Annotated in this window: 20 protein-coding genes; 15 read left to right on the top strand and 5 right to left on the bottom strand. The window is 35.8% G+C overall.

Translation table 11 applies throughout. The annotated features are described in order from the left end of the window. Positions 1–533 precede the first annotated feature (533 nt). Complete coding sequence (ilvC, locus tag T420_RS0104910; RefSeq protein ID WP_013544924.1) at positions 534–1,529, top strand: ketol-acid reductoisomerase; 996 nt, start codon at positions 534–536, stop codon at positions 1,527–1,529. 90 nt (positions 1,530–1,619) lie between these two features. Here ilvC and T420_RS0104905 read toward each other — a convergent pair whose 3' ends face one another. Both T420_RS0104905 and T420_RS0104900 read right to left on the bottom strand, forming a co-directional pair. Beyond that, positions 1,620–3,020: an amino acid permease gene (locus T420_RS0104905; protein WP_013544925.1), complete on the bottom strand. Its 1,401-nt coding sequence runs from the start codon at positions 3,018–3,020 to the stop codon at positions 1,620–1,622. A gap of 2,207 nt (positions 3,021–5,227) precedes the next feature. After that, complete coding sequence (locus T420_RS0104900) at positions 5,228–7,117, bottom strand: peptidyl-prolyl cis-trans isomerase (RefSeq protein ID WP_026501193.1); 1,890 nt, start codon at positions 7,115–7,117, stop codon at positions 5,228–5,230. 166 nt (positions 7,118–7,283) lie between these two features. On the opposite strand from T420_RS0104900, the gene tpiA reads away from it, so the two are divergent. The 13 genes from tpiA to T420_RS0104835 all read left to right on the top strand — a co-directional run bounded on the left by tpiA (position 7,284) and on the right by T420_RS0104835 (position 20,610). Then, the gene (gene tpiA, locus T420_RS0104895; protein WP_013544929.1) at positions 7,284–8,048 is read left to right on the top strand and encodes a triose-phosphate isomerase; all 765 of its coding nucleotides are present in this window, start codon (positions 7,284–7,286) and stop codon (positions 8,046–8,048) included. A 79-nt stretch (positions 8,049–8,127) separates the two neighbouring features. Beyond that, positions 8,128–8,577: a preprotein translocase subunit SecG gene (secG, locus tag T420_RS0104890; RefSeq protein WP_013544930.1), complete on the top strand. Its 450-nt coding sequence runs from the start codon at positions 8,128–8,130 to the stop codon at positions 8,575–8,577. A gap of 126 nt (positions 8,578–8,703) precedes the next feature. Then, positions 8,704–10,332: a CTP synthase gene (locus T420_RS0104885; RefSeq protein ID WP_013544931.1), complete on the top strand. Its 1,629-nt coding sequence runs from the start codon at positions 8,704–8,706 to the stop codon at positions 10,330–10,332. A 36-nt stretch (positions 10,333–10,368) separates the two neighbouring features. Further along, positions 10,369–11,205 (top strand): 3-deoxy-8-phosphooctulonate synthase, encoded by an 837-nt coding sequence (gene kdsA / locus T420_RS0104880; RefSeq protein WP_013544932.1) that lies wholly within the window; start codon positions 10,369–10,371, stop codon positions 11,203–11,205. Positions 11,206–11,289: 84 nt separating this feature from the next. After that, on the top strand, positions 11,290–12,558 hold the full coding sequence (gene eno / locus T420_RS0104875) for a phosphopyruvate hydratase (RefSeq protein WP_013544933.1): 1,269 nt from the start codon (positions 11,290–11,292) through the stop codon (positions 12,556–12,558). Between the two features lie 133 nt (positions 12,559–12,691). Next, positions 12,692–13,096: a TM2 domain-containing protein gene (locus T420_RS0104870; RefSeq protein WP_013544934.1), complete on the top strand. Its 405-nt coding sequence runs from the start codon at positions 12,692–12,694 to the stop codon at positions 13,094–13,096. Between the two features lie 126 nt (positions 13,097–13,222). Then, positions 13,223–13,564, top strand: coding sequence for an FtsB family cell division protein (locus T420_RS0104865; RefSeq protein ID WP_013544935.1), 342 nt, complete (start codon positions 13,223–13,225; stop codon positions 13,562–13,564). Positions 13,565–13,678: 114 nt separating this feature from the next. After that, a complete protein-coding gene (pdhA, locus tag T420_RS0104860) occupies positions 13,679–14,719 on the top strand; it encodes a pyruvate dehydrogenase (acetyl-transferring) E1 component subunit alpha (RefSeq protein WP_013544936.1) in 1,041 nt (346 codons plus the stop codon). A gap of 18 nt (positions 14,720–14,737) precedes the next feature. Next, positions 14,738–16,093: a pyruvate dehydrogenase complex E1 component subunit beta gene (locus T420_RS0104855; protein ID WP_013544937.1), complete on the top strand. Its 1,356-nt coding sequence runs from the start codon at positions 14,738–14,740 to the stop codon at positions 16,091–16,093. Positions 16,094–16,107: 14 nt separating this feature from the next. Next, positions 16,108–17,433: a pyruvate dehydrogenase complex dihydrolipoamide acetyltransferase gene (locus tag T420_RS0104850; RefSeq protein WP_013544938.1), complete on the top strand. Its 1,326-nt coding sequence runs from the start codon at positions 16,108–16,110 to the stop codon at positions 17,431–17,433. Positions 17,434–17,651: 218 nt separating this feature from the next. After that, complete coding sequence (lpdA, locus tag T420_RS0104845) at positions 17,652–19,112, top strand: dihydrolipoyl dehydrogenase (protein ID WP_013544939.1); 1,461 nt, start codon at positions 17,652–17,654, stop codon at positions 19,110–19,112. 71 nt (positions 19,113–19,183) lie between these two features. Next, positions 19,184–20,137 (top strand): lipoyl synthase, encoded by a 954-nt coding sequence (gene lipA / locus T420_RS0104840; protein ID WP_013544940.1) that lies wholly within the window; start codon positions 19,184–19,186, stop codon positions 20,135–20,137. 11 nt (positions 20,138–20,148) lie between these two features. Beyond that, the gene (locus T420_RS0104835) at positions 20,149–20,610 is read left to right on the top strand and encodes a type II toxin-antitoxin system RatA family toxin (protein WP_013544941.1); all 462 of its coding nucleotides are present in this window, start codon (positions 20,149–20,151) and stop codon (positions 20,608–20,610) included. 22 nt (positions 20,611–20,632) lie between these two features. On the opposite strand, the gene T420_RS0104830 is transcribed toward T420_RS0104835, so the two are convergent. From T420_RS0104830 to rirA, 3 genes are read right to left on the bottom strand one after another with little or no spacing between them, the layout of a single operon-like run. Continuing rightward, positions 20,633–21,121 carry a CinA family protein gene (locus tag T420_RS0104830; protein ID WP_013544942.1) on the bottom strand — a complete coding sequence of 163 codons (489 nt, stop codon included), beginning with the start codon at positions 21,119–21,121 and terminating at the stop codon, positions 20,633–20,635. Then, the gene (locus T420_RS0104825) at positions 21,118–22,311 is read right to left on the bottom strand and encodes a bifunctional 2-C-methyl-D-erythritol 4-phosphate cytidylyltransferase/2-C-methyl-D-erythritol 2,4-cyclodiphosphate synthase (protein WP_173361651.1); all 1,194 of its coding nucleotides are present in this window, start codon (positions 22,309–22,311) and stop codon (positions 21,118–21,120) included. Before T420_RS0104825 ends, T420_RS0104830 begins: the two co-directional genes overlap by 4 nt. Positions 22,312–22,337: 26 nt before the next feature. Next, positions 22,338–22,793, bottom strand: coding sequence for an iron-responsive transcriptional regulator RirA (gene rirA / locus T420_RS0104820; RefSeq protein WP_026501191.1), 456 nt, complete (start codon positions 22,791–22,793; stop codon positions 22,338–22,340). Positions 22,794–22,961: 168 nt separating this feature from the next. Between rirA and T420_RS0104815 the strand changes: the two genes are divergently transcribed. Further along, the gene (locus T420_RS0104815) at positions 22,962–25,232 is read left to right on the top strand and encodes a sensor histidine kinase NtrY-like (RefSeq protein WP_013544945.1); all 2,271 of its coding nucleotides are present in this window, start codon (positions 22,962–22,964) and stop codon (positions 25,230–25,232) included. Position 25,233: the final 1 nt, after the last annotated feature.

The raw sequence follows: 25,233 nt of genomic DNA, 5'->3' as shown, positions 1-25,233 counted from the left end.
GAAGAACTTTTTCAAATATTTTGTTGAATCCTAATTGAACAGTTGCAATTTGTATAAAGGGTTGTTTTATTATTTTCCCTAATCAGGGTTATTTTGTAATATAAGCAGAAGATATTATAGAGATCAATAAAGATAAAAAATTTTTCAAATAAGATAATTTAAAATTTGAATCTGAATATCAAAAATTTTAACTATTTTTTTCAAAATATAAAGATCAAATTTTTATTGGTTTAAAATAGAGTTTTGTACTAAGTGGATGTTGGATTGTATTTTAGCAATATTATTTCATAAAATATTAGTTGCTATAAAATAATCGCTGTGATTTATGTTTAGATCCAAATATGCTTTTATTTTTTTTAACTTTAGGATCTTTTTGTTTACAATATGGAAATTTAAATTTATTCAGATACCATTTTTCATAAGTGATGGTGTGATTATCTGTGAGATATAAGGTACTCAAGGGGCGAATTGCTTGCTATCCGCAAAAGTTCTGAATTTCAAATTTAAATATGTCTCTATGGGGAAGTATTGTTATGCACGTTTATTATGATAGTGATGCAGACGTTAATTTAATTAAAGAGAAGAAAGTAGCTATTATTGGTTATGGTTCTCAAGGACGTGCGCATGCATTAAATCTGAAAGATTCTGGTGTTAAAGATATAAAAATTGCTTTGCGATTAGGGTCAGCAACAGTCAAAAAAGCTGAAACAGATGGTTTTGAGGTTGTAAATGTTTTTGATGCCGCAAAATGGGCAGACTTCATTATGATGGCAGTGCCTGATGAATTGCAAGCGGATATTTATAAAGCTATTCATGATTATTTGCGTGATGGGGCAGTAATTGCTTTTGCGCATGGTTTGAGTATTCATTTTGGTTTAATTGAAGTCAAAAAAACAGTTGATGTCGTGATGATTGCGCCCAAAGGGCCAGGCCATACAGTACGTAGTGCATATCAAAGTTGTGGTGGTGTGCCTTGTTTAATTGCAGTTGAACAAGATAATTCAGGGCATGCTCATGATGTAGCATTGTCTTATGCTTGTAATATTGGTGGTGGACGTGCTGGTATCATTGAAACAACATTTAGAGAAGAATGTGAAGCAGATCTGTTTGGTGAACAAGTTGTTCTTTGTGGTGGGCTTGTCGAGCTTATTCGTGCGGGTTTTGAAACACTTACAGAAGGAGGTTATGCACCAGAAATCGCCTATTTTGAATGTTTACATGAAGTTAAATTAATTGTTGATCTTCTTTATGAAGGTGGTATTGCGAATATGAATCGTTCAATTTCTAATACAGCTGAATGGGGTGAATATATATCTGGTCCACGTATAATTACTAGTGAAACTAAGGCTGAAATGAAGCGTATTTTGAAAGATATTCAGACAGGTAAATTTACATCTGATTGGATACAAGAATGTAAAGCTGGTGCTGGGCGTTTTAAAAGTATGCGGCGTTTAAATGATATCCATCCTATTGAAGAAGTTGGTAAAAAAATTCGAGCTATGATACCATCGATTAAAGAGTGGAACTAAATTTTATATTGAACTAATGAGAAACTAATAGGTTACCCATAAAAAGGTAAAAGAAATTACCCTTTTTGAGTATATTTTTTATATGTAAATTTATTCTTTGTTTTTAATAAAATTGTTTTTTCCAAAAACAAAATACATGATTCCTAAGAAAACAAACCACAGTGGAGTATATTTTAGAGCTATTAAGGTATCAGATTCTAGTGTCAGTAAAAAAAGAATAAATATAAAGAAAGCTAAAATAATCCAACACATAAAAACCCCCCCTGGCATTTTATAAGTAGAAGTAGTGTGTTGTGTAGGATAGTCGCGGCGATAAATAATATAACTGATTAAAATTATAGACCATACAAATATAAATAAAATTGCTGCGATGGTAGTAATAATTGTAAAAGCACTTATGGTAGTTGGCGATAATGACAAAAGTGTGTAGCTTAACAAAACACATAAACAAGAGAAGAATAATGCATTGGCTGGAATATAATTATTAGAAAGTTTTCCTAGAAAACTAGGTGCTCCTTGTTTAGTCGCAAGGCCATATATCATACGGCTAGTAGAAAAAATGCCACTATTCGCTGAAGATGCTGCTGATATGAGAACAATAAAATTAACTAATCCAGCAGCGGTTGGAATACCAGCTAGTAAGAACATTTCTACAAATGGGCTTTTATATGAAGCAACTTGGTTCCAAGGTGTAACTGACATAATTACAATGAGAGAGAAAATATAAAAGAGAACGATACGAATAGGGATTGAGTTGATTGCTTTTGGCAAAACTTTTTCGGGTTCTTTGACTTCAGCTGCAGTTATTCCAGCTAGTTCAATACCAACGAAAGAAAAAATGCTAATTTGAAATCCAGCAAAGAATCCTGCAATACCTCGAGGAAAAATGTCTCCATCATTCCATACGTTACGGAGAGAAGAAAGAGTACCATGTGGAGAGGTGAAGCCAATAAAGATCATATAAAATCCAATAACAATTAATGCTAAAATTGCTATAATTTTGATAAGACCGAACCAAAATTCAAGTTCACCAAATAATTTTACTGCTACGAGATTAAATATTAAAAAGAAAACAATACAGATGAGAACAGGAATCCATGGATTAAGTTCAGACCACCAAAATTGTGCATAACTTGCTATCGCAATGATATCTGCTGTTCCAGTTACAATCCAACATAACCAATAAGTCCAACCGATAAAAAATCCAACTTTTGGTCCCAGAAAATGAGCTGAAAAATCAATAAAAGACCTGTATTGTGTATTCGAGAGAAGCAATTCTCCCATAGCACGCATTACAAAATAAAGAATACAACCAATAATAGCGTAAACTAATATGATTGAAGGGCCAGCAATACTAATTGTCTTCCCTGATCCCATGAATAGACCGGTTCCAATAGCACCGCCAATGGCAATGAGTTGTACATGGCGATTGTCTAATCCACGCTGTAATTTCCTTTGATGATTTTCAGCTAAATTTTGTTTATAGTCCATTTTTGTGAAGATCTCCTTATTATTAAGGCTAAATTACGCTAATAAAAAAGGCAATTACTCTTATAGAACATGATATAAGTGAGTCGTAAAAAAGAAAACATTTTTAATGATTTTAGATGGCTTATAGATTCAGAAAATTAAGCGAGTTGATAAAGATTTCGTTGTTGTATTTGGAAGAGTAACAATAGAAACTTAGATATAGTCTTTTCACTATTCTTCGGAAATCTATATTGTCTTTTTGCTCAGGTAATGTAAGAATGTTGTTTTCATTCATATACGAAAAACCATTTTCATGCTTATCAATGGATTCTAATATCTGTTTAATTGCAGGGGTTTTTCGATTATCTCATATCATTTTTTTCTAAGTCATTAATTGTATCTAATTCATTAAATTTACTGTACTTTAATTCCAAAGTAGTATCAATACTATATGTTTATACTAGTTTTATTATTCTATCTTTGTACACTTAAAATTTCTAAGAGAACAATAAAGTAATTTTTTTTATTTACCTTCTAGCAAAAAATAAGTATTCTTAAGTGAAATAGTGTACTTTGTGAATGAAGTATTTAAGAGTTGTATGTATATGATTTCTCTTCCAAATTGGAAATAACTAGGACAATAATTGTAGTAGCGATTCCGCTTACTATGTTTGTAGAGGTCGAATATTAGTATTATATTCTATCAAGAATAAACCATACATACCAGGGAGATTTTCCAGAACGGTTATTAAGGTATAATGAACCCAATACAGTTCTTCAAGCATATAATATAATCATTGATGGAAAAAATAATATTAGTGTTACTAATGATGATGCAAGAAAATTTAAATATCATGGTCTGCAAATATCAAATCAAGAAAGAGCTACACTGAAGAGCTCGGCCTTATCAGATGTCTTGATAATAGGTCTTAAAGCTAAGAGTTGAACAATTAATATGCAAGACAAGAAAATTATGGATAATTCTCTTGCATTAAAAAGTTAGGGCTGTTGTTCTAAAAGTTCCAAGCTGTTTTCTTTTACATAATGCTTTTTCCCACGAGTTTGATGAATATGAGAAATCAGCACAAGCTGTTGGAAATTATGCGGCTACAATCAATCAATTCAAGCAGGATGACAAAAGGTTTTTGTGCATGATTATGATGGTAATTACTACTTATTGTACTTCCAACTTAATTGTATTTGAATATAGTTATGGTGGGGATTGTGTCTATAATGCTGTTATGTGTCTATAATGCTGTTAAGTTAAGAACTTTAGAGAACGGCCATAGCTTAAATACTGAATTTTGGTAATGATTAGGTCTTATGGTAAATTGTCTTTTCAATTTTAGGATATTAAATATAGTAAAAAGATTGCATTTAATAAATGGTAGGACAGTTGATTTAGTCTGCAACATAAACAGTTTTTATGCGAATGAATTTGTATCTTATGGTTTGTTTCAGGGAAATATTTTGATGCAAGCTTGAGGGAAAATAGCAACGTTAAGAGGTAAACCATTTGATTACTTCTTTATGGGGGGCTAAGCTGTAATGACAAGTTATGGTGATCTTGTTGTTGAGTTATAGTTTCAGATTACTTATTCATATTTATGTTTCAGAAAACGGTGATGTTGATCACTTTGATTGAGTTAAGAAGGTATGATTAATCGACAGTGCTTGCTGATAGTCTTTTAATCAAAATGGTCACTTTCTGAAAAGGAATATGTTGTGTCTTTATTGTTTACATAATTACAGAAGTAAAGGGGTTATACATTTTCAAGATATTTTCCAATTGGAAGCATTTTGTTCGACACTAGAATCAGGTTTGGATGTTGAGGTCGAATTTTCTAATAATGGGAAATTTTATAATGATCTGCTATAATAGTGTAACCTACCAAAGCAGAATTCTCTGAATTAGTTTTTTTAATTTGGAATACATTGTTAATTTTAATTCATTTATCAAGGGCTATTCAAGAAAGTTTAAAAGAATAAAAATAGGTAAAAAAATATCAGAAGTTACTAGTTATATATCTTTTTCTTAGCAAGCAGTTGCTACTCTCTATAATATTAAATGATCAGTTGTACAAGGTGAATAGAGATTTGGCTGAAGATCTTCATATAAAACCAGATTGATTTTATATCAACAATTGATGATAAACTACGTCTATTCTGACAGATATATATCGTTATTTAGATAAGAGAAAAATATTATAATTTTAGATTTTAGTAGTTTATTGAAAAGTGCTTAAAATTTGACTGTAATTTAAGTTGTTAATTTCTATAGGATGTTCCTTATTTGCAGCTTGTAACATTTCTAATTTCAAATCTTCTCTTATCATCATATCTATATTAGTACGTATGTCAGGTAAAAGAGTGTGAGCTGTGATATCTTTAGGTATGATTGATGCCGTTATTTTATAAACAATACGATTTTTTGCGTCTACGCCTTTTACTATGCCATAATGGTCTTTAGCACCATAAAAAAGTGCTTTAACTCCTTCAATGCCGAGGATTTTTGATGAATCTTGGCGTCGGAGAGCTGGAGTAGTTTGTTTTGTGGTACCAAGCTCAGTTGCAAGAGAGTCAAGACTTTTTCCTTTAGCTAGTTGTTTGAGAACGCCTTGAGCTTTTTCGTCAAGAAGACGTTGTATTTCTTCCTCTTTCCATTGAGCAATGACATTTTGTTTAACTTCTGAAAGTGTCCTATAACGGGCAGGAATAATCATATCTACTTGATACCAGAGGTATCCTCCTTCTGGAAGGGAAAGTGGATCCTTATCAATGTCTTCACGTGATTGGTAAATGGCATTTAATAAAACATCTTTTTGGGGTAAATCAGTGAGCGTTATTCCTTCAGTTGTCTTTCCTGTTTTATCAATAGTAATTTTGCGTAAAGACAATCTATGTTGTTTAGCAAGTTCTGTGAGAGAAGCGCCTTCAAAACGGGCATTTTCAATTTCTGTATACTTATTACGTATATAAGTTATAGCATTATTTTGGGCAAGTATTTGGCGAATATCCTTTTCTACCTTTTCAAGGGGAATTTGAGTTGAAGGTGTAATATGTGTAACGCGAATAATTACAGGACCTTGCAGATCATTAATGACAGCACTAATTTGCCCTTTTTTAAGTTCAAAAATCTCAGATGCTAAATGACTAGGGAGCTCATTTTCTGCGAGAGGACCCTTCGTTATATCACTGAGAGTTTTTTTCTCTTCTTTAACTAAAGCATCAAAACTTAAGCCCTCGGCTATTTTTTTTGCTGCATTATCAGCTGCTTTACGTGTAGAGAAACGCAGTTTTTCAATTGTACGTTTTTCAGGAGTAATAAAACGCGAGGCATTTTGAGTATAATAAGTTTGTATTTCATTTACTGAGATGTCTTGTGGTTTTAAAAATTTTTCTGATGTCATAGAGAATAAAGAGACAGTACGATATTCTGGAGCACGAAATTTTTCTTTGTGAGTGTCGAACCATTTTTCTAATATCTCTTGATTAGGATCAGCTATTTTTTCCTCTTTTTTTAGATCAATAACGAGATAATCAGCGATACGTTTTTCTTCTTGGTAAGTAGCAAGTGCTTTATAGAAAATATCTGGTGCTTTCATACCAGATAATGAAGCTAAAATAAGCTGATTGCGTTTTTCTTTTTTTGTATAATAGTTAAAAAAATTACTTTCGTTAGTACGTAATTGTTGAAGATAGTTGAGAAATAAATCGCGGTTAAAGACTCTGTCGCGTTGAAAAATATTGTCATTACCAATGATACGGGCTATTGCTTCTTTTGAAAGATTAATTTTCATTTTACGGGCTTGTTCATCAAAAAGAACATCCTGTTGCAACTGATTGAGAACAAAAATAGGAATTTTATATCTCTGTATTTCATCTGGTGTAAACATTCGTCCAAGATGAGAAGTAATGGCTAAACGTAAACTTTGGTCAGCAAGTGCGAGACGATAGGTATCAATAGTTATTGTCGATTTTCCAGAAGTAAGAAAATCTTTTTCATTCATTGTATGCAATTGTGGTATACCCCATAAGAGGATAAAGCATAAAAGCAAAGCAGTAAGAAAAATCTTTGCAAACCAGGAATTCACAGTGTTTCTTATAGTCTTAAGCATTATTCAATTGATCCTATAATTGGGTGTATTTATTATCAAAAATGATAGAATTTGCAATAAAGATGAGTAAGATGCAAGCTTAAAGACTTGCTTTCGTTTTATAATTTGACACTTAAAGTGATAAAAGTTTATTACAGTATAGCTCTATAGTTCTTGAGGTGAAAATATGGCTTCGGATATTCAGCCGTTGGTTGCTGGAAATTGGAAAATGAATGGGACGGGTGAATCTCTTGGAGAATTACGTGCTATTGCTGCTGGTGTTAGCTCTGATTTGGGCTTTTTATTTGAAGCACTTATTTGTATTCCAAATACACTTTTATCACGTGCTTCTGATATACTTCATAGCGAAAAACTTCTTTTAGGAGGGCAAAACTGCCATTTTAAAGATAGTGGTCCTTATACTGGAGATGTTTCGGCATTTATGCTTAAGGAGGCAGGAGCTAGTTATGTTATTATTGGACATTCAGAGCGCCGTATGGCATATCATGAAAATGATGACATTATTTGTGCTAAAGTAAAAGCTGCATGGCGAGAAGGTCTTGTTGCTCTTGTTTGTATTGGTGAAACGTTAGAAGAGCGAGCAAATGGTAAAGTCTTCGATATACTTACACAACAGCTTGAGAATTCTTTGCCAGATGGTTCAACAGGAAAAAATATAGTTATCGCTTATGAGCCGGTGTGGGCTATAGGTACAGGAAGAATTCCTACTTTGGCAGATGTTGGGAAAATCCATAGTTTTATTCGTGAGAGGATTAGCTTTCGCTTTGGTGATGATGGATGTAAAATACGCTTGCTTTATGGCGGATCAGTAACACCATCTAATGCATTTGAGCTTTTGAGTATTACCCATGTTAATGGTGCTTTGATTGGTGGAGCAAGCTTAAAAGCAGTTGATTTTTTAAATATTTGCGATGTTTATCGTAGATTATAAGGAGAAAATCATAATTACCTCTTGGATTATACTTAATTTGTGTGTAGGTAGTTGTGAGTAGTTATAAAGAGCAGAATTTATGCAAACAGTACTGATTGTTATTCATTTTTTAGTTGTTATTGCTTTAGTAGGTGTTGTGTTGCTTCAACCTTCCGAAGGCGGTGGGTTTGGCGGTGGCTCAAGCTTTATGAGCACTCGTGGTACCAAAAGTGCATTAACGCGTTTGACGACTATCTTAGCAATTTGTTTTTTCGCGATATCGATTGGGCTTATTGTGGTTGGAAATTTATCAAATTCTGGTTCTGATATTCTCAATCGTATTCCAGTTAGTTCAGGCAAAAATTCAACAAAAGAGAATGCATCAGAGAGTATGCCATTATCCGGGAGTGAAGATCAGCCTTCTATTATTGATCAGTTGGGTGGTGTTCCTGCATCTTCTCAACAACAAAATGACCTAGTTGCACCTACAAATGAAAATCCACTGCCTCCGCTAGTAGGCGATCCAATTTCTAATAGTAAGTCCGAGTAGTGTATGTAAAGTTGGTATGGATTATTAAAAAGGTGATTTTTCCACATTTTTGTTTTGTGAAAGAAAGATTATTTTTTTCATTTTTTACTGGAAAAATCATCATGAACTATTTATCATCGCAGTCCCATGGCACGTTATATTTTTATTACTGGCGGTGTGGTTTCTTCTCTTGGAAAAGGAATTGCAGCAGCAGGTTTAGCTGCATTACTTCGGGCTCGTGGGTATCACGTACGGATCCGCAAGCTTGATCCTTATTTGAATATTGATCCAGGAACAATGTCGCCATATCAACATGGTGAAGTGTTTGTTACTGATGACGGTACAGAAGCAGATCTTGATCTTGGCCATTATGAACGTTTTACTGGGTGTTCTGCGAATAGCCAAGATAATATTACGACAGGGCGTATTTATCGCAATATCATTGAGCGAGAACGACGTGGCGATTATTTGGGGGCAACTGTTCAGGTTATTCCCCATGTTACAGATGAAATTAAGACATTCATTACTACAGGCAATGAAGAGTTTGATTTTATCTTATGTGAAATAGGTGGGACCGTTGGTGATATTGAGGCAATGCCTTTTCTTGAAGCAATTCGTCAACTGCATAATGAGTTGCCAAGACAAAGTGCTATTTATGTGCACCTTACATTAATGCCTTATATTTCTTCTGCAGGAGAATTAAAGACCAAGCCGACACAACACTCTGTTAAAGAATTAAGAGCAATTGGTATTGCTCCTGATATTCTTTTAGTGCGTACAGATCGACCTATTCCAGAGGCAGAACGGTACAAATTATCACTTTTTTGTAATGTTTGTCCAAATGCGGTTATTCAGGCATTGGATGTTCCAACGATTTATGATGTTCCTATGGCATATCATAAAGAGGGTTTGGATTTACAAGTTCTTTCTGCTTTTGGAATTGATTGTGCCCCTGAACCGAAAATGGATTGTTGGGAAGATATTACACATCGGATTCATCATCCTGAGGGAGAAGTTACGATTGCAATTGTTGGAAAATATACTGGTTTGAAAGACGCTTATAAATCTCTTATCGAGGCAATTATGCACGGTGGAGTAGCGAATAAAGTGAGAGTTAATGTTGAGTGGATTGAAGCGGAGCTTTTTGAAAAAGAAGATCCTGCATCTTATTTAAAAGGAGTTCATGGGATTTTAGTTCCTGGAGCTTTTGGTGTGCGTGGTGCAGAAGGTAAAATCGAAGCAATTCGATTTGCACGAGAGAATAAGCTTCCCTTTTTAGGGATTTGTTTTGGTATGCAATTGGCTTGTATTGAGGTTGCGCGTAATGTTGCGAATATTAAAAATGCTTCATCAAGTGAATTTTGCAAAACAAAAGATGCAGTTGTGGGTTTAATGACCGAGTGGATTAAGGGAGATGTTCTTGAAAAGCGCACTGCGTCTGGAAATCTTGGTGGCACAATGCGCCTTGGTTCTTTTTTAGCTGAATTAAAAGAAGATAGCCATATCTCGAAAATTTATGGTACTACAAAAATTTATGAGCGGCATCGTCACCGTTATGAAGTGAATATTCATTATAAAGAGAAGCTAGAACAATGTGGATTAATTTTTTCTGGTATGTCGCCAGATGGTATGTTGCCAGAAGCAGTAGAATATATAGATCATCCATGGTTTATAGGTGTTCAATATCACCCAGAATTGAAATCGCGTCCATTTGATCCTCATCCGCTTTTTGCTTCTTTTATTAAGGCCACTGTAAAGCAAAGTAAGTTAGAATAGTTCATAAATTTATTTTCTTAACTTTTGAGGAATGATATGTTTAAACCGAATGCTACCGTTAAAGTTGGGAATGTTTTTTTTTCAAATGAAGCACCGCTCTCTTTAATTGCAGGTCCTTGTCAAATGGAAAGTCGAGATCATGCTTTTGAAATGGCGGGGCGGATTAAAACAATTGCTGATCAATTTGGTATTGGTTTTGTTTATAAATCTAGTTACGATAAAGCCAATAGAACATCTTTGAGTGCGATACGCGGTATTGGTCTTGAAAAGGCAATAGCTATTTTTTCTGATCTTAAGGAGGAATTTGGATGTCCGGTATTGACTGATGTACATACAGAAGAGCAATGTATGGCCGTTGCTTCAGCGGTAGATATTTTGCAAATACCAGCTTTTTTATGTCGTCAAACAGATCTTTTAATTGCAGCAGCCAAAACGGGACGTGTTATTAATATTAAAAAGGGGCAGTTTTTGGCTCCTTGGGATATGGAGAATGTCTTAAAAAAAGTAACCCAAAGTGGTAATCCTAATGTTATGCTTTGTGAACGAGGTACTTCATTTGGTTATAATCGTTTAGTTTCTGATATGCGTTCATTGCCAATTATGCGTTCATTTGGTGCACCTATTATTTTTGATGCTACGCATTCTGTACAGGAGCCAGGTGGTAGAGGGAGTTCGTCTGGTGGACAACGTCAGTTTGTTGAAATATTAGCACGTGCTGCCGTTTCTATTGGAGTAGCAGGTATTTTTTTGGAAACACATCAAGATCCCGATAATGCTCCGTCTGATGGTTTGAATATGATCAAAATTGATAACTTATACAGGTTACTTGAAACTTTGATAGATTTTGATTGCTTGGCAAAAAGAGCAAATTAAATATCGAATCGAGCGTAGGAAATATTTTAGCACTATGGTATTTGTGAATGAAGATAAAGATTTTTGTTGGATGAGGGACTTAGTATGACTACAATTGTAGATATTATTGGGCGTGAAGTTCTTGATAGTCGTGGTAATCCAACTGTAGAAGTTGATGTTCACTTAGAAGATGGAGTTTTTGGTCGTGCCATTGTTCCTTCAGGAGCATCGAGGGGTGCATATGAAGCTGTAGAACTTCGTGATGGTAACCTACGCTATCAAGGTAAAGGTGTTGAAAACGCTGTTGCTGCAGTTAATGGTGAAATTTTTGAAGCCCTTATCGGACAAGATGCAAGAAACCAAAGAGCAATTGATCAAGCAATGATTGCTTTGGATGGAACACCTAATAAAGCTCGTCTTGGTGCTAATGCTATTCTTGGTGTTTCATTGGCAGTTGCAAAAGCCGCAGCAGAATCATTAAATTTACCTTTGTATCGTTATATTGGTGGTACGCAAGCACATGTTCTTCCCACTCCAATGATGAATATTATGAATGGGGGTATTCACGCTGATAATCCTATCGATTTTCAAGAGTTTATGATTATTCCAGTTGGAGCGCCTACACTGAAGGAAGCAGTTCGTTATGGTGCTGAAATTTTTCACATGTTAAAAAAACATTTGCAAAATGCAGGTTATAATACCAACATTGGTGATGAAGGTGGTTTTGCACCTCATCTTAGAAGTTCTGAGCAAGTAATTGATTTTATTATAGATTCTATAATATCATGTGGATATAAACCGGGTGAGCAAATTGCTATTGGTTTAGATTGTGCTTCAACAGAATTTTATAAAGATGGCTCATATCTTTATAAAGGTGAGAATAAATGTCGTAATACACAAGAACAAATAGAATATTTGACTCAACTTGTTGATTCTTACCCCATTATTACAATTGAAGATGGAATGGCTGAAGATGATTGGGAAGGTTGGAAGCTTCTAACTGATTCGATTGGTAAAAAATGTCAGCTTGTTGGTGATGATCTTTTTGTTACAAATTCAGCGCGTTTACGCAATGGTATAAAAATGGGTGTTGCTAATTCTATTCTTATTAAAGTCAACCAGATTGGTACTTTAAGTGAAACACTTGATGCTATAGAAACAGCTCATAAAGCAGGTTATCGTGCTATTATTTCTCATCGTTCGGGTGAAACAGAGGATTCTCTAATTGCAGATCTTGCAGTTGCGACTAATTGTGGACAAATTAAGACAGGCTCACTGGCACGTTCAGATAGATTGGCAAAATATAATCAACTTATTCGTATTGAAGAAATGCTAGGGACACAGGCTCGTTATGCAGGTGCTTTTAATCATTAATGGCTTTGAGCAGAAAGATAAAGATTGAGCAGAAAGATAAAGATATTGTATTCTAAATATAATTATATTTACAATGATAAGCTCAAGTCTTTATGAATAGCATAGTAATATACCGATTATATGAGAGGTAAGAATGAGAGGTATAATTATTAGTCAAGATCAGGGAGCTTATCTTATATCAGGTGATGATGGTAAGCGTTATCAATTTGCAACGTGGGATTGGTTAGGAAAAAGTCCACCCCAAATTGGTGATTATCTTGACTTTGTATATGAAGATGGCGCTGTTAAATCTGTTTTTCCAATTTTAAAAAAAGAAACAAAGCAATTAAAATTGATGCTTGCACTTATTTGTTGGTTTACTGGTGTGTTTGGTATTCATCGCTTTATAGTTGGTAAAATTTGGACTGGTATTATAATGCTTGTTCTCTCTTTATCAGTTGTAGGATTAATGGTTACTTGGATTTGGGTAGTTGTTGATTTTATCTTCATTTTAGCAGGAAGGTTTACTGATAAAAATGGAAATAAAATTACACATTAGCAGATATTTTATTGTAACAAGGTTTTAGGAATTGACAATAAGCTAGCTGCACATGACTGTTTTGGTAATGAGGTATTAATCAAAGTAATGCATAGTTAAATCAAATATTAAAAAAGACTGTGCTGTATGTGGACAAAACAAAAACAGAGATCAATCAAAACGCGCTTTATACTACCCCTGATAACAACGGGAGTTTTGAGTTATTTCAGTTATCATATTTATCATGGTAAATATGGGCTTTATTCTCGTAGCAAAATTAATCAACATATCATTGAATTGAAAGAGGAATTTCATCAGGTAAAAGCTGAGCGTATATCTATTGAAAAGCGTATTTCTCTTTTACGCGATGGGCATATTGAGAAGGATATGCTCGATGAGTATGTGCGGAAAAATTTAAACTTTTCCAAGCCAAATGAGCTGACAATTTTAACTTCTCCTACTGGTCTGAATGAACTAGAAATCAATTAATCTAAAAAAGACATTTTAAAACAGTTATCTATAGTATGGCTTGAACTGATTTATAATGCTTGTAACTTTTGTTCGTAGAGGTTATTTCTAATAATCATCGAAGGGAGTTTAAGTATGGCAGGACGGGCTAAAAAGAATTCTGTATCGATAGTGCATGCTGCATTATCAGATACTACTAAAACGGCACAGATAGCTAATTTTACCAAAGAAGAAGAAATTGATGCTTATCGCGAAATGCTTTTGATTCGGCGTTTTGAGGAAAAAGCAGGACAACTTTATGGTATGGGTTTGATTGGTGGCTTTTGTCATCTTTATATCGGACAAGAAGCTGTTATTACTGGTACATTAAAAGCAACAAAAGCAGGTGATCAAATTATCACATCTTATCGTGATCATGGTCATATGTTGGCTGCTGGTATGAGTCCACGTGGTGTGATGGCAGAATTAACAGGGCGTCAGGGTGGTTTTTCGAAAGGAAAAGGGGGCTCGATGCATATGTTTTCTAAAGAAAAGAATTTTTATGGTGGGCATGGTATTGTTGGCGCGCAGGTTCCAATTGGTTCAGGTCTGGCATTTTCGAATCAGTATCTTGGTAAAAATAATGTGACATTAGTTTATTTTGGTGATGGGGCTGCAAATCAAGGACAGGTTTATGAAAGTTTTAATATGGCCTCGCTTTGGAAGCTTCCTGTTATCTATATTATTGAGAATAATCAGTATGCTATGGGAACATCAGTTTCACGTGCATCTGCAGAGACTGATTTTTCTCGCCGTGGTCTTTCTTTTGAGATTCCCGGTATTGCCGTTGATGGTATGGATGTTCGTGCAGTAAAAGGGGCTGCTGATGAAGCGATTGTTTGGGCACGTTCAGGTAAAGGACCAATTATTCTTGATATGCAAACTTATCGCTATCGTGGGCATTCTATGTCTGATCCAGCAAAATATCGATCAAAAGAAGAGGTAGAGAAAATAAAATCAGAGCACGATCCGATTAATCAAGTAAAAAATCGTTTGATTAAGCGAGATTGGGCAAGTGAGGATGATTTAAAATCTATTGATAAAGAAGTACGTGCGATTGTCGCCGATGCAGCAGATTTTGCACAAAATGATCCAGAGCCGGATTCTTCTGAGCTCTATACTGATATTCTAGTTTAAAGCAGGGGAAGCACAAGTATGTCCATTGATATTTTAATGCCGGCACTTTCGCCAACAATGGAAGAAGGTAAATTGTCTAAATGGCTTAAGAAAGAAGGCGATAAAGTTAACTCTGGTGATGTGATTGCTGAAATTGAAACTGATAAAGCAACAATGGAGGTAGAGGCTGTTGATGAGGGTATTGTTGGTAGAATTTTTGTACCTGAAGGCACTGAAAATGTGAAAGTTAATACTGTTATTGCGGTATTATTAGAAGAGGGTGAAAGTGCTCCAAATATTTCACGAACTTTAAAAAAATCACAAGGAGGAGAGGCTGCTACTATGCTATCAATCCCGGCACAACCTATTTTTGAAATCGCTTCTGATCCTGATATTCCTGTAAACACCGAGATGATTATGATGACAGTACGTGAAGCACTTAATCAAGCTATGGCTGAAGAAATGCGACGCGATGAGACAGTTTTCCTAATGGGGGAAGAAGTAGCACAATATCAGGGTGCCTATAAAGTCAGTCAGGGTTTATTAGAAGAATTTGGTGCACGCCGAGTTATTGATACACCTATTACAGAGCATGGTTTTGCAGGGTTGGGTGTTGGTGCTGCATTTGGAGGTTTACGTCCTATTGTTGAGTTTATGACATTTAACTTTGCTATGCAGGCAATGGACCAAATTATCAACTCAGCAGCAAAAACTCGTTATATGTCTGGTGGACAAATGTCTACTCCCATGGTTTTTCGTGGTCCTAATGGTGCTGCTGCGCGTGTTGGTGCTCAACATTCGCAGTGTTATGCTGCATGGTACAGTCATGTGCCAGGCCTTAAGGTTGTTATGCCTTATAATGCTGCAGATGCCAAAGGTTTGCTTAAGGCTGCTATTCGTGATGATAATCCTATTATTTTCTTAGAAAATGAAATTCTTTATGGTCATCAGTTTGAAGTTCCAAAGATGGATGATTTTATTTTACCTATTGGCAAAGCACGGATTCATAAATCTGGTAAGGATGTAACAATTGTTTCTTTTGGGATTGGAATGCATTATGCCGTTCAAGCATTGCCGGAAATTGAGAAGCTTGATATTGACGCTGAATTAATTGATTTACGTACTATTCGTCCGATGGATTTACCGACAATTATTGCTTCAGTTAAAAATACAGGTCGTCTGGTAACAATTGAAGAAGGGTATCCTCAGTCATCTGTTGGCACTGAAATAGCAACGCGTGTTATGCAACAGGCTTTTGATTATCTTGATGCACCAATTGCTACAATTGCTGGAAAGGATGTGCCTATGCCTTATGCAGCAAACCTTGAAAAATTGGCTTTGCCAAATATTGCTGAAATTGTTGAAGCCGTTAAGGCTGTAACTTATAAAGCATAATTGAGGAGAACACTATGCCTATTAAGATTACGATGCCTGCGCTTTCTCCTACAATGGAAGAAGGAAATTTATCAAAATGGAATGTCAAAGAAGGTGATAAGGTTACATGTGGTGATATTATTGCTGAAATTGAAACAGATAAAGCAACAATGGAAATAGAAGCTATTGATGAAGGAACAGTTGCTAAAATTGTTGTTCCTGCTGGAACACAGAGAGTTAAAGTCAATAGTCTGATTGTCGTTTTAGCAGAAGAAGGTGAAGATCTATCTGAAGCTGCAAAAATTGCAGAAGAAACTTCTTCTATTATGGTGAAAGAACCAGTCATTAAACAATCGATGAACTCAGCGAGTGTACAAGCTTCTCATTCATCAAAAAATCAGCAATTAATACAACGAAATGGAAATAATAGACGTCTTTTTGCATCTCCTTTAGCAAGACGATTGGCAGCTCAAGTGGGGATCGATTTATCACTTATTTCTGGTACTGGTCCTCATGGACGTATCATTAAACATGATGTGGAGAAAGTTCTGAATAATGGTCTTGAAAGTTCTCGTTCATTGCACATCAACCAGTCAATAACTTCAAGTATTTCTGATAGACATATTTTGCAATTGTTTAAAGAGAGTGAATATACATTTGCACCCCATGATAATATGCGTAAAACAATTGCTAAGCGTTTGGTTGCATCAAAGCAGATGGTACCGCATTTTTATGTAACAATAGATTGTGAATTAGATGCGTTATTGAAATTGCGCACGCAACTGAACGCTGTTGTTCCAATGGTTGAGATGCAAGAGGGCACGAAGAAGCCTGCTTATAAGCTATCTGTCAATGATATGGTTATTAAAGCTGTAGCGCTTTCTTTAAAAGCTGTACCTGATGCTAATGTGTCATGGCTTGAAGATGGAATGCTTTATCACAAACACTGTGATGTTGGTGTTGCTGTTTCTGTTCCAAATGGGTTAATGGTACCAATTATTCGCTGTGCAGAAGAGAAATCTTTGTCAATCATTTCTAATGAGATGAAAGATCTTGCAACGCGTGCTCGTGAACGTAAATTGAGAATGGAGGAATATCAAGGAGGGACAACAGCTGTATCAAATATGGGGATGTATGGCATAAAAAATTTTTCTGCTATTATTAATCCGCCGCATGCAACGATTTTTGCAATTGGTTCAGGTGAGAAGCGTGCTATTGTTAAAGATGGTGCATTAGCAATAGCAACAGTTATGTCGGTTACTCTTTCAGTTGATCATCGTGCTGTTGATGGAGCACTAGCGGCAGAAGTTGCTCAGACTTTTAAGAAGATAATTGAAAATCCCTTAACGATGTTAATTTAGTTATTTTTAAATATTGCACTTAATAGTGTGAGAGAATGTGATGGGAAAAACAGATCTCAATAATTTAATACGATGGTTTATTATAATCTCTTTTAATTTAATACAGTTTTTCTATAGTACTTGAAACGGTATAAATGAAAAAAGCTTATCTATTAATTTTCGATCTAAGGTTTGGGTAATAAATATCCAATTTTGCATATATCCATGGAGGGATTATTGTGGCAGGTCTTTATGATATAATTGTGATTGGTTCAGGGCCAGGTGGATATGTAACCGCGATTCGTGCGGCACAATGTGGTTTTAAGACTGCGATTGTTGAACGTGAGCATTTAGGCGGAATCTGTTTAAATTGGGGGTGCATCCCAACAAAAGCGCTCTTGCGTTCAGCAGAGATGAAGCATTTTGCTGAACATGCAAACGATTATGGATTAAAGCTTAATGGTTCAATAGAAGTTAATATTAAAGATGTCGTAGCACGTTCTCGTGAAGTTTCGGCACGTTTAAATGCCGGTGTTGGTTTTTTATTGAAAAAAAACAAAATTGATATTATTTGGGGTGAAGCGAAACTAACGAAGGCAGCTCACGATAATCAGCCTGCAGAAATTATGGTTTCTTCATTATCAAAAGAAGTTATGCAGCCACAAAATCCAGTTCCTAAAGAGGTATTAGGGGAAGGGGCTTATCAAGCAAGGCATGTGATTATTGCAACTGGCGCACGTCCTCGTGTTCTTCCTGATATTAAACCAGACGGAAAACTCATTTGGACTTATTTTGAAGCTATGGTTCCACCTGCTATACCAAAATCTCTCTTAGTGATGGGATCTGGGGCTATAGGTATTGAATTTGCTTCTTTTTATCATGATATGGGCGCCAAGGTAACCGTTGTTGAAATGATGCCTCAAATTATGCCGGTTGAAGATGTTGAAATTTCAATATTTGCTCGTAAACAGCTAGAGAAAAAGGGTATACGCGTTCTTACTGAAGCAAAAGTGATAAAAGTTGAAAAAGCTGCTGATTTTGTTACAACGCATATTGATATTAAGGGAAAGATAGAAACAATAATGGTTGATCGATTGATTTCAGCAGTTGGGGTTCAAGGCAATATTGAAAACCTTGGAGTAGAGGCATTAGGTGTCAAAACTGATCGTGGATGCATTGTTACTGATGAATGGAGTTGGACAGGAGTGAAAGGAATTTACGCTATTGGTGATGTCGCGGGTCCTCCTATGTTGGCTCATAAGGCAGAGGAAGAAGGTGTAATATGTGTTGAACATATTGCTGGTTTGAAGAGTATTCATTCGCTTGATAAAACTAAAATTCCAGGATGCACATATTGTACGCCGCAAGTTGCTTCTGTAGGACTTTCAGAAATGGCAGCAAAAGAGGCAGGTTATGATATACGTGTTGGTCGCTACTCTTTCTCAGCGAATGGTAAGGCAATTGCTTTAGGAGAAGATCAAGGATTGGTTAAAACTATTTTTGATAAAAAGACAGGACAGCTTCTTGGTGCGCATATGGTAGGGGCAGAAGTAACAGAGCTCATTCAAGGTTTTGTTATTGCTATGAATCTTGAAACAACGGAAGAAGAATTAATGCACACTGTTTTTCCACATCCAACATTATCAGAAATGATGAAAGAGAGTGTATTGGATGCTTATGATCAGGTTTTAAATGCTTAATGATTAGGTTGTATGCAAATCTCGATTATGTTTTTCATCAACGTTTTATGTCTAAAAGACAGAGGTCTTGAATGGTTACGGTGATTGATAAAGTTACGAGTAGACGTATGCGGCATCCTGAAAAGGCGCATCTTCCAGATACAAGTGTTCAGAAAAAACCGAATTGGATTCGTGTAAAAGCACCAGTGTCTCCAATATATAAGGAAACGCATAATGTGGTGCGTACCAATAAATTGGTTACCGTATGTGAGGAAGCAGGTTGTCCAAATATTGGCGAATGTTGGAGTCAGCGACATGCCAGCTTTATGATTTTAGGTGAAATATGTACACGGGCTTGTGCTTTTTGTAATGTTGCAACAGGTATTCCATTTGCAGTTGATGATAACGAGCCTGAACGCGTAGCAGATGCTGTTGCTCAGATGGCGTTGAAGCATGTTGTTATTACATCTGTTGATCGTGATGACCTTTCTGATGGTGGTGCACAGCATTTTGCAAAAGTTATTTATGCTATTCGCCAGAAAGCTCCAATGACAACAATTGAAGTATTGACGCCCGATTTTCGTAATAAGGATGGTGCATTGGAAATTGTTGTTGCTGCTAAGCCTGATGTTTTCAATCATAATTTAGAAACAGTGCCATCAAAATATTTGAAGGTACGCCCGGGAGCACGCTATTTTCATTCGATTCGGTTATTACAACGTGTTAAAGAACTCGATCCAACAATCTTCACAAAATCAGGAATTATGGTTGGTCTTGGGGAAGAGCGAAATGAAGTTCTTCAACTGATGGATGATTTACGTTCTGCAGATGTCGATTTTATGACAATTGGGCAATATTTGCAGCCTACGCGAAAACATCATCCGATCATTCGTTTTGTAACCCCTGAAGAATTTAAGTCTTTTGCCAAGATTGGTAAAGTAAAGGGTTTTTTACATATGGCCTCTAATCCTTTGACACGTTCATCTCATCATGCGGGAGATGATTTTGAAGCTTTGCAAAAAGCACGTGCTGAAAAATTTTCCTAATAGAGATAATTATGCCGACTTTTACAACACATCGGCAAATTGCTCATACTGCTCATGAAATGTTTGAGCTTGTTGCCGATATTGAATGTTATCCTGAATTTTTACCAATGTGTGAGGCTTTAATTATACGTTCTCGGAAGGAACGTAAGGAAAAGACTTTGCTTCTTGCTGACATGACAGTTGGTTATAAGATGTTTCGAGAAACTTTTACAACTCAGGTGCTTCTTTATCCGGAAGAAAATCTTATTGAAGTTAAATATATTGATGGTCCATTTAAATATCTTGAAAATCGTTGGGCCTTTCATGATATTAAAAATATAGATGCATGTGATATAGAATTTTTTATTGATTATGAGTTTAAAAGCAAAATGCTTGCATTGGCTGTGGGATCAATGTTTAATATTGCTTTTCATAAGTTTACTGATGCTTTTGAAAAACGCGCACATCAAATTTATGGTTTTCCAGCAGTATGATTTTATCAGTTATGAAGGAATATTATTGGAAATATGCAAGAATGAGTTTTAAAGCATTTTCAACAGCTGTATAGCGAATAATATTACGATCAGAATTCCCAAAACGCATTTCTTGATGCATGGGTGCATGATTTTTATAAGCTGTTGCACAATGGACAAGTCCCACCGGTTTATCTAAACATGCTTTTCCAGGTCCAGCAATGCCTGTTACAGCAACTGAAATTGAAGCTCGCGAGTATTTCAGTCCACCTTCAGCCATTGCTATAGCAACTTCTTTTGAGACTGATTTATATGTTTTGATAAGTTCAGGACATACACCAACGAGATTAGTTTTAGATTCATTTGAATAAACAATAAATCCACAATCGAATACATCCGATGATCCTGGAATGCTGGTAAGATTTGCGGCAATAAGTCCTCCTGTGCAAGATTCTACAGTTGTTAGGATCAAGCTTCTTTCACGACAAGCTTTAAGGACTGTATTCGCTAGTGTTTCACAAAAGTGTGTCATTGTGGAATTTCTCCTGGATAAATAACTGTGGCAATTGCAAGGGCTGCAATGCCTTCTTCACGACCAATGAAACCAAGCTTTTCACTGGTTGTTGCTTTAATAGAGATGCGATTGGTTGGAAGTGTGAGTATGTTCATAAGATTTTCTGTCATTATATGACGATAGGGACTAATTTTAGGTTCTTCAGCAATCAAGGTAATATCCACATTAGCAATACGACCACCTGCTTGTTTAATTATATCAACGGCATAACGAAGAAAAATTTCTGATGATGCATCTTTCCATTGAAGATCAGAAGGAGGAAAATGGGTGCCGATGTCTCCTGCTCCTTGAGTTGCTAAAAGGGCATCTGTTAAAGCGTGAAGAGCAACATCAGCATCAGAATGTCCACTTAATTTCTTTTTAAAAGGGATTTTTATACCGCACAAAGTGAGATAATTACCTTTTTCGAAAGCATGGACATCATAACCATTTCCAGTACGGATATCAGGGAACATTTGCATCCTCTTTTGTAAATATGAATAGGCGGCTTCAAAATCTTCTGGCCATGTAATTTTTATATTATTAGGATTTCCAGGAACTGTTCGCATGGGGATTCCAAACCATTCAGCGATTGCTGAATCATCAGTAAAATTTTTTTTGCAAGATTGTTTTGCTTTTTCATGAGCAGCTAAAATAAGTTCAAATGGAAAACACTGTGGAGTTTGTGCACTATAAAGATTCGTCCGTGGGATTGTATCTAAGACATAGTGTGTATTGCTTACACGTTTAAGGGTATCGGAGACAAAAATGACAGGGAGAACACCTTCTCGATGATTAACAATAGTGTGTATTTGTTCAAGAAGCTTTTTTTCTACAAAAGGACGTGCACCATCATGAATATGAATATATTCTGGTTTGATATTTTTGAGTGCATTTAATCCATGTAAAGTAGACATTTGACGTGTATCACCTCCTTCAACAATGATGAGTTGTTCTTTCAAATCAGCTATAGCGTTTTCACATATTTGACGGTCATTTGGGTGGATAACCAGAACGATGGTTGTAATAGAAGGATGTTGCAAAAAACAACTTATAGTATGATAAATAACCGGCTTTTGTCCTAAAAGTCGGTATTGTTTAGGGCCATTTTGTGGAGATCCTGCTCTTTTGCTGCGTCCGGCAGCTAATATTATGGCTGCAATAGAAATATCGAATTCCCTTTTGAAATTTCATCTTAATTGGTTATTTTTCTGCTTTTTCCTCCATCAATTTTAAATTGATGTTGGGAGGATGATAATTGCAGATCGGCAATAGATGTCATTGATAATACATCAAAAAAAGAGTCTAAAGCTTTTTTCAATACAGTATTTAAACCACAGAAATTTATTAGTGGACAATCACTTAATTTATTATCGAAGCATTCTGCCATGGAAAAGTTATCTTCTGTTATCTTAATAACATCAGCTACTGAAATTTCTTTTGCAGGTTTAGCTAATTTAACACCACCATTACGTCCTCGTACTGTTTGCATAAAACCTGCTTCGACTAGCGGTTGAAGAATTTTGAATAAAAAAAGTTCAGACACAGCATGTGCTTTGGCAATTTCAGGAATACGACTTAATGCTCCCTGATTAGAAGCACAATACATGAGCATTCGGAGGGCATAATTTGTTTGTTTGGTTAATCGCATTGCAAATCCTATGAGAAATATCACTGATTATGCTCTATTTTAAAGCTATTATGAAAAATGTGGAAGCTCTTTCTTAATTTTAGGTTAGTTATATTTTAAACCATAGTATTGTCAATTTTTGACATAAGGACTTATATGAGAGCAATGAAGTGAATAATGTAAGGTATTATGAATATTACATCCATGACAAATCTCCAAGATGTAGATCAAAATATTTATAAAGATGAGTCGCGACGTTTGAATAGTGTGTATACATTCTTGGGTATTACAATTATTGTATTGGCTTTACTGACTGCTTCTATCTCATTTATTATTCTTATTGGATTAACTCCTGTTGTTCCCAATAGGGCTGTAACATTATTTTTTATAGCTATTAATAGTGTTTGGGTTCTAGGACTTATGGTTATTGTCTTGTATGAGGTAATTCCCATTATTTATGCATGGCGATCAAGGCGCGCTGGTTCACGTCTTCATGTACGGCTTATTTCTTTGTTTGCGCTTGTTGCGACATTGCCAGCTGTTGCTGTAGCTCTTGTATCGGGGCCTGCTCTTAATTTAGGTCTTGATCGATGGTTTGACACGACGACTCGACAAATTGTAGGTTCTTCTATTGATTTGGCGAATGCTTACGCAGATGAAATGCTTCAGAATTTGAAGAATTTGTCTTATGCTATGGCTTTAGCGCTGGATGATAAAAGATTTCTGGCACGTAATCCAGCTGAATATCGAATGCAATTGACACGCCACGCTGTAGGACGTAATCTTCGAGGTGTTTTTTTGTTAAGCTCGGAGGGAACTGTTTTTGCATCAAGTGATCTTGGTGATGAAGACCAACTTCCTATTCCACCATCCTATTTGATTAGTCAAGCAACTAGTGCAAGGCCTTTCTCTTTTCAGCCAGGAGTTCATGATTACTTCGGTATTATTTTGAAATTTAATAATATTTCAAACACGTTTTTGTATTTAGTGCGTGATGTTGATCAAAGTGTTTTATCTGCTTTGCGTTTGACAGAAGTTAATACAGAGCGTTATCGTGATTTGAATGAAAATCGCCTACCAACACAAATTGCATTTGGTATGCTTTATTTATGCCTTTTTTTAAGTTTATTCCTCTCAGCTATTTGGACGGGTATCGCTGTAGCTGATCGTTTGGTGTGTCCTATCCGACTTCTTATTAGTGCAGCTGATGATGTCGCTGCTGGAAATATGGAAATTTTTGTACCGGTACGTGCGAGAGATGGGGATATTGGACAGCTGTCAAAAACTTTTAATTATATGGTAAGTGAGCTTAAAAGCCGGCGTAATGAACTAATTGCAGTTCGTGATCAAATTGATGAGAGACGACGGTTTTCTGAAGCTGTTTTATCTGGTGTAACAGCAGGAGTAGCTGGAATCGATGTTAATGGCAATATTACAATTATTAATCGGTCTATTGAAACAATGTTTGGTATTCGTTCTGAGCAAGTTATTGGGCGTAACCTTGTAGTGTTAAGTTCTGAAATTGGACAGGTTTTTAAGCTTGCTTGTTCATTGGGACGTAAGAATTACCGTGAGCAAGTAACCTTAAAGGTTGCGGGACAAGAGCGCGTTTGTAATGTGCAAATGACAATGGAAGAAAATGATGGGCAGGGACAATCGTGGGTGTTAACAATTGATGATATTACAGATCTTGTAGAAGCGCAGCGCTCATCAGCATGGGCCGATATTGCACGTCGTATTGCACATGAGATTAAAAATCCTCTTACGCCCATTCAGTTATCAGCTGAACGTATTCGTAGACGTTATAACAAAATTATTACACAAGATCGAGAAGTTTTTGATCAATGTATTGATACGATTGTTCGACAAGTTGGAGATATTGGGTGTATGGTTGATGAATTTTCTTCTTTTGCACGTATGCCCAAACCACAAATGCGTGTTTTAGATATACGTGAATTGTTGCATGAAGCATGTTTCTTGATAGAAGTTACCCGTCATGATATTCATTTTGAGAAAGATTTAGGAAATATACCACTGATAGGTGCATTTGATAATCGTCTTATTGTTCAGGCTTTTGGCAATGTTATCAAAAATGCGAGTGAAGCAATTGATGCGGTGGCGCGGGAAACAAGTGTTCGCGGTCATATTTTGATACGCTCTTATCGTCAAAAAGAGTGTCTAGTCGTTGAGATTATTGATAATGGTAAAGGATTTCCTAAAAAGCAGAGGCATAAATTATTAGAACCTTACATAACAACGCGGGAAAAGGGCACAGGGCTTGGATTAGCCATTGTACGTAAAGTTATTGAAGATCATGGTGGTTATATGGAATTGCATGATGCACTAGAAAATTTTTATGAAGGCCGTGGTGCGATGATTCGCATGGTGTTTCCAGTAGATGTAGATAAAACAGAGCAGAAAAGCGTTACACAGATCACAAATCATGAGATAGGTGAATAAA

This window comes from Bartonella clarridgeiae ATCC 51734 (genome assembly GCF_000518185.1).
Taxonomy (GTDB): Bacteria; Pseudomonadota; Alphaproteobacteria; order Rhizobiales; family Rhizobiaceae; genus Bartonella; species Bartonella clarridgeiae.
The sequence above is the reverse complement of the archived record's forward strand: the minus strand, read 5'-3'. Positions and strand labels throughout refer to the sequence as shown.

Coding starts and splice junctions, on each gene's coding strand:
- ilvC (WP_013544924.1), top strand. CDS start 534: ATGCACGTTTATTATGATAGTGATGCAGACGTTAATTTAATTAAAGAG.
- T420_RS0104905 (WP_013544925.1), bottom strand. CDS start 3,020: ATGGACTATAAACAAAATTTAGCTGAAAATCATCAAAGGAAATTACAG.
- T420_RS0104900 (WP_026501193.1), bottom strand. CDS start 7,117: ATGCTTAAGACTATAAGAAACACTGTGAATTCCTGGTTTGCAAAGATT.
- tpiA (WP_013544929.1), top strand. CDS start 7,284: ATGGCTTCGGATATTCAGCCGTTGGTTGCTGGAAATTGGAAAATGAAT.
- secG (WP_013544930.1), top strand. CDS start 8,128: ATGCAAACAGTACTGATTGTTATTCATTTTTTAGTTGTTATTGCTTTA.
- T420_RS0104885 (WP_013544931.1), top strand. CDS start 8,704: ATGGCACGTTATATTTTTATTACTGGCGGTGTGGTTTCTTCTCTTGGA.
- kdsA (WP_013544932.1), top strand. CDS start 10,369: ATGTTTAAACCGAATGCTACCGTTAAAGTTGGGAATGTTTTTTTTTCA.
- eno (WP_013544933.1), top strand. CDS start 11,290: ATGACTACAATTGTAGATATTATTGGGCGTGAAGTTCTTGATAGTCGT.
- T420_RS0104870 (WP_013544934.1), top strand. CDS start 12,692: ATGAGAGGTATAATTATTAGTCAAGATCAGGGAGCTTATCTTATATCA.
- T420_RS0104865 (WP_013544935.1), top strand. CDS start 13,223: ATGTGGACAAAACAAAAACAGAGATCAATCAAAACGCGCTTTATACTA.
- pdhA (WP_013544936.1), top strand. CDS start 13,679: ATGGCAGGACGGGCTAAAAAGAATTCTGTATCGATAGTGCATGCTGCA.
- T420_RS0104855 (WP_013544937.1), top strand. CDS start 14,738: ATGTCCATTGATATTTTAATGCCGGCACTTTCGCCAACAATGGAAGAA.
- T420_RS0104850 (WP_013544938.1), top strand. CDS start 16,108: ATGCCTATTAAGATTACGATGCCTGCGCTTTCTCCTACAATGGAAGAA.
- lipA (WP_013544940.1), top strand. CDS start 19,184: ATGGTTACGGTGATTGATAAAGTTACGAGTAGACGTATGCGGCATCCT.
- T420_RS0104835 (WP_013544941.1), top strand. CDS start 20,149: ATGCCGACTTTTACAACACATCGGCAAATTGCTCATACTGCTCATGAA.
- T420_RS0104830 (WP_013544942.1), bottom strand. CDS start 21,121: ATGACACACTTTTGTGAAACACTAGCGAATACAGTCCTTAAAGCTTGT.
- rirA (WP_026501191.1), bottom strand. CDS start 22,793: ATGCGATTAACCAAACAAACAAATTATGCCCTCCGAATGCTCATGTAT.
- T420_RS0104815 (WP_013544945.1), top strand. CDS start 22,962: ATGAATATTACATCCATGACAAATCTCCAAGATGTAGATCAAAATATT.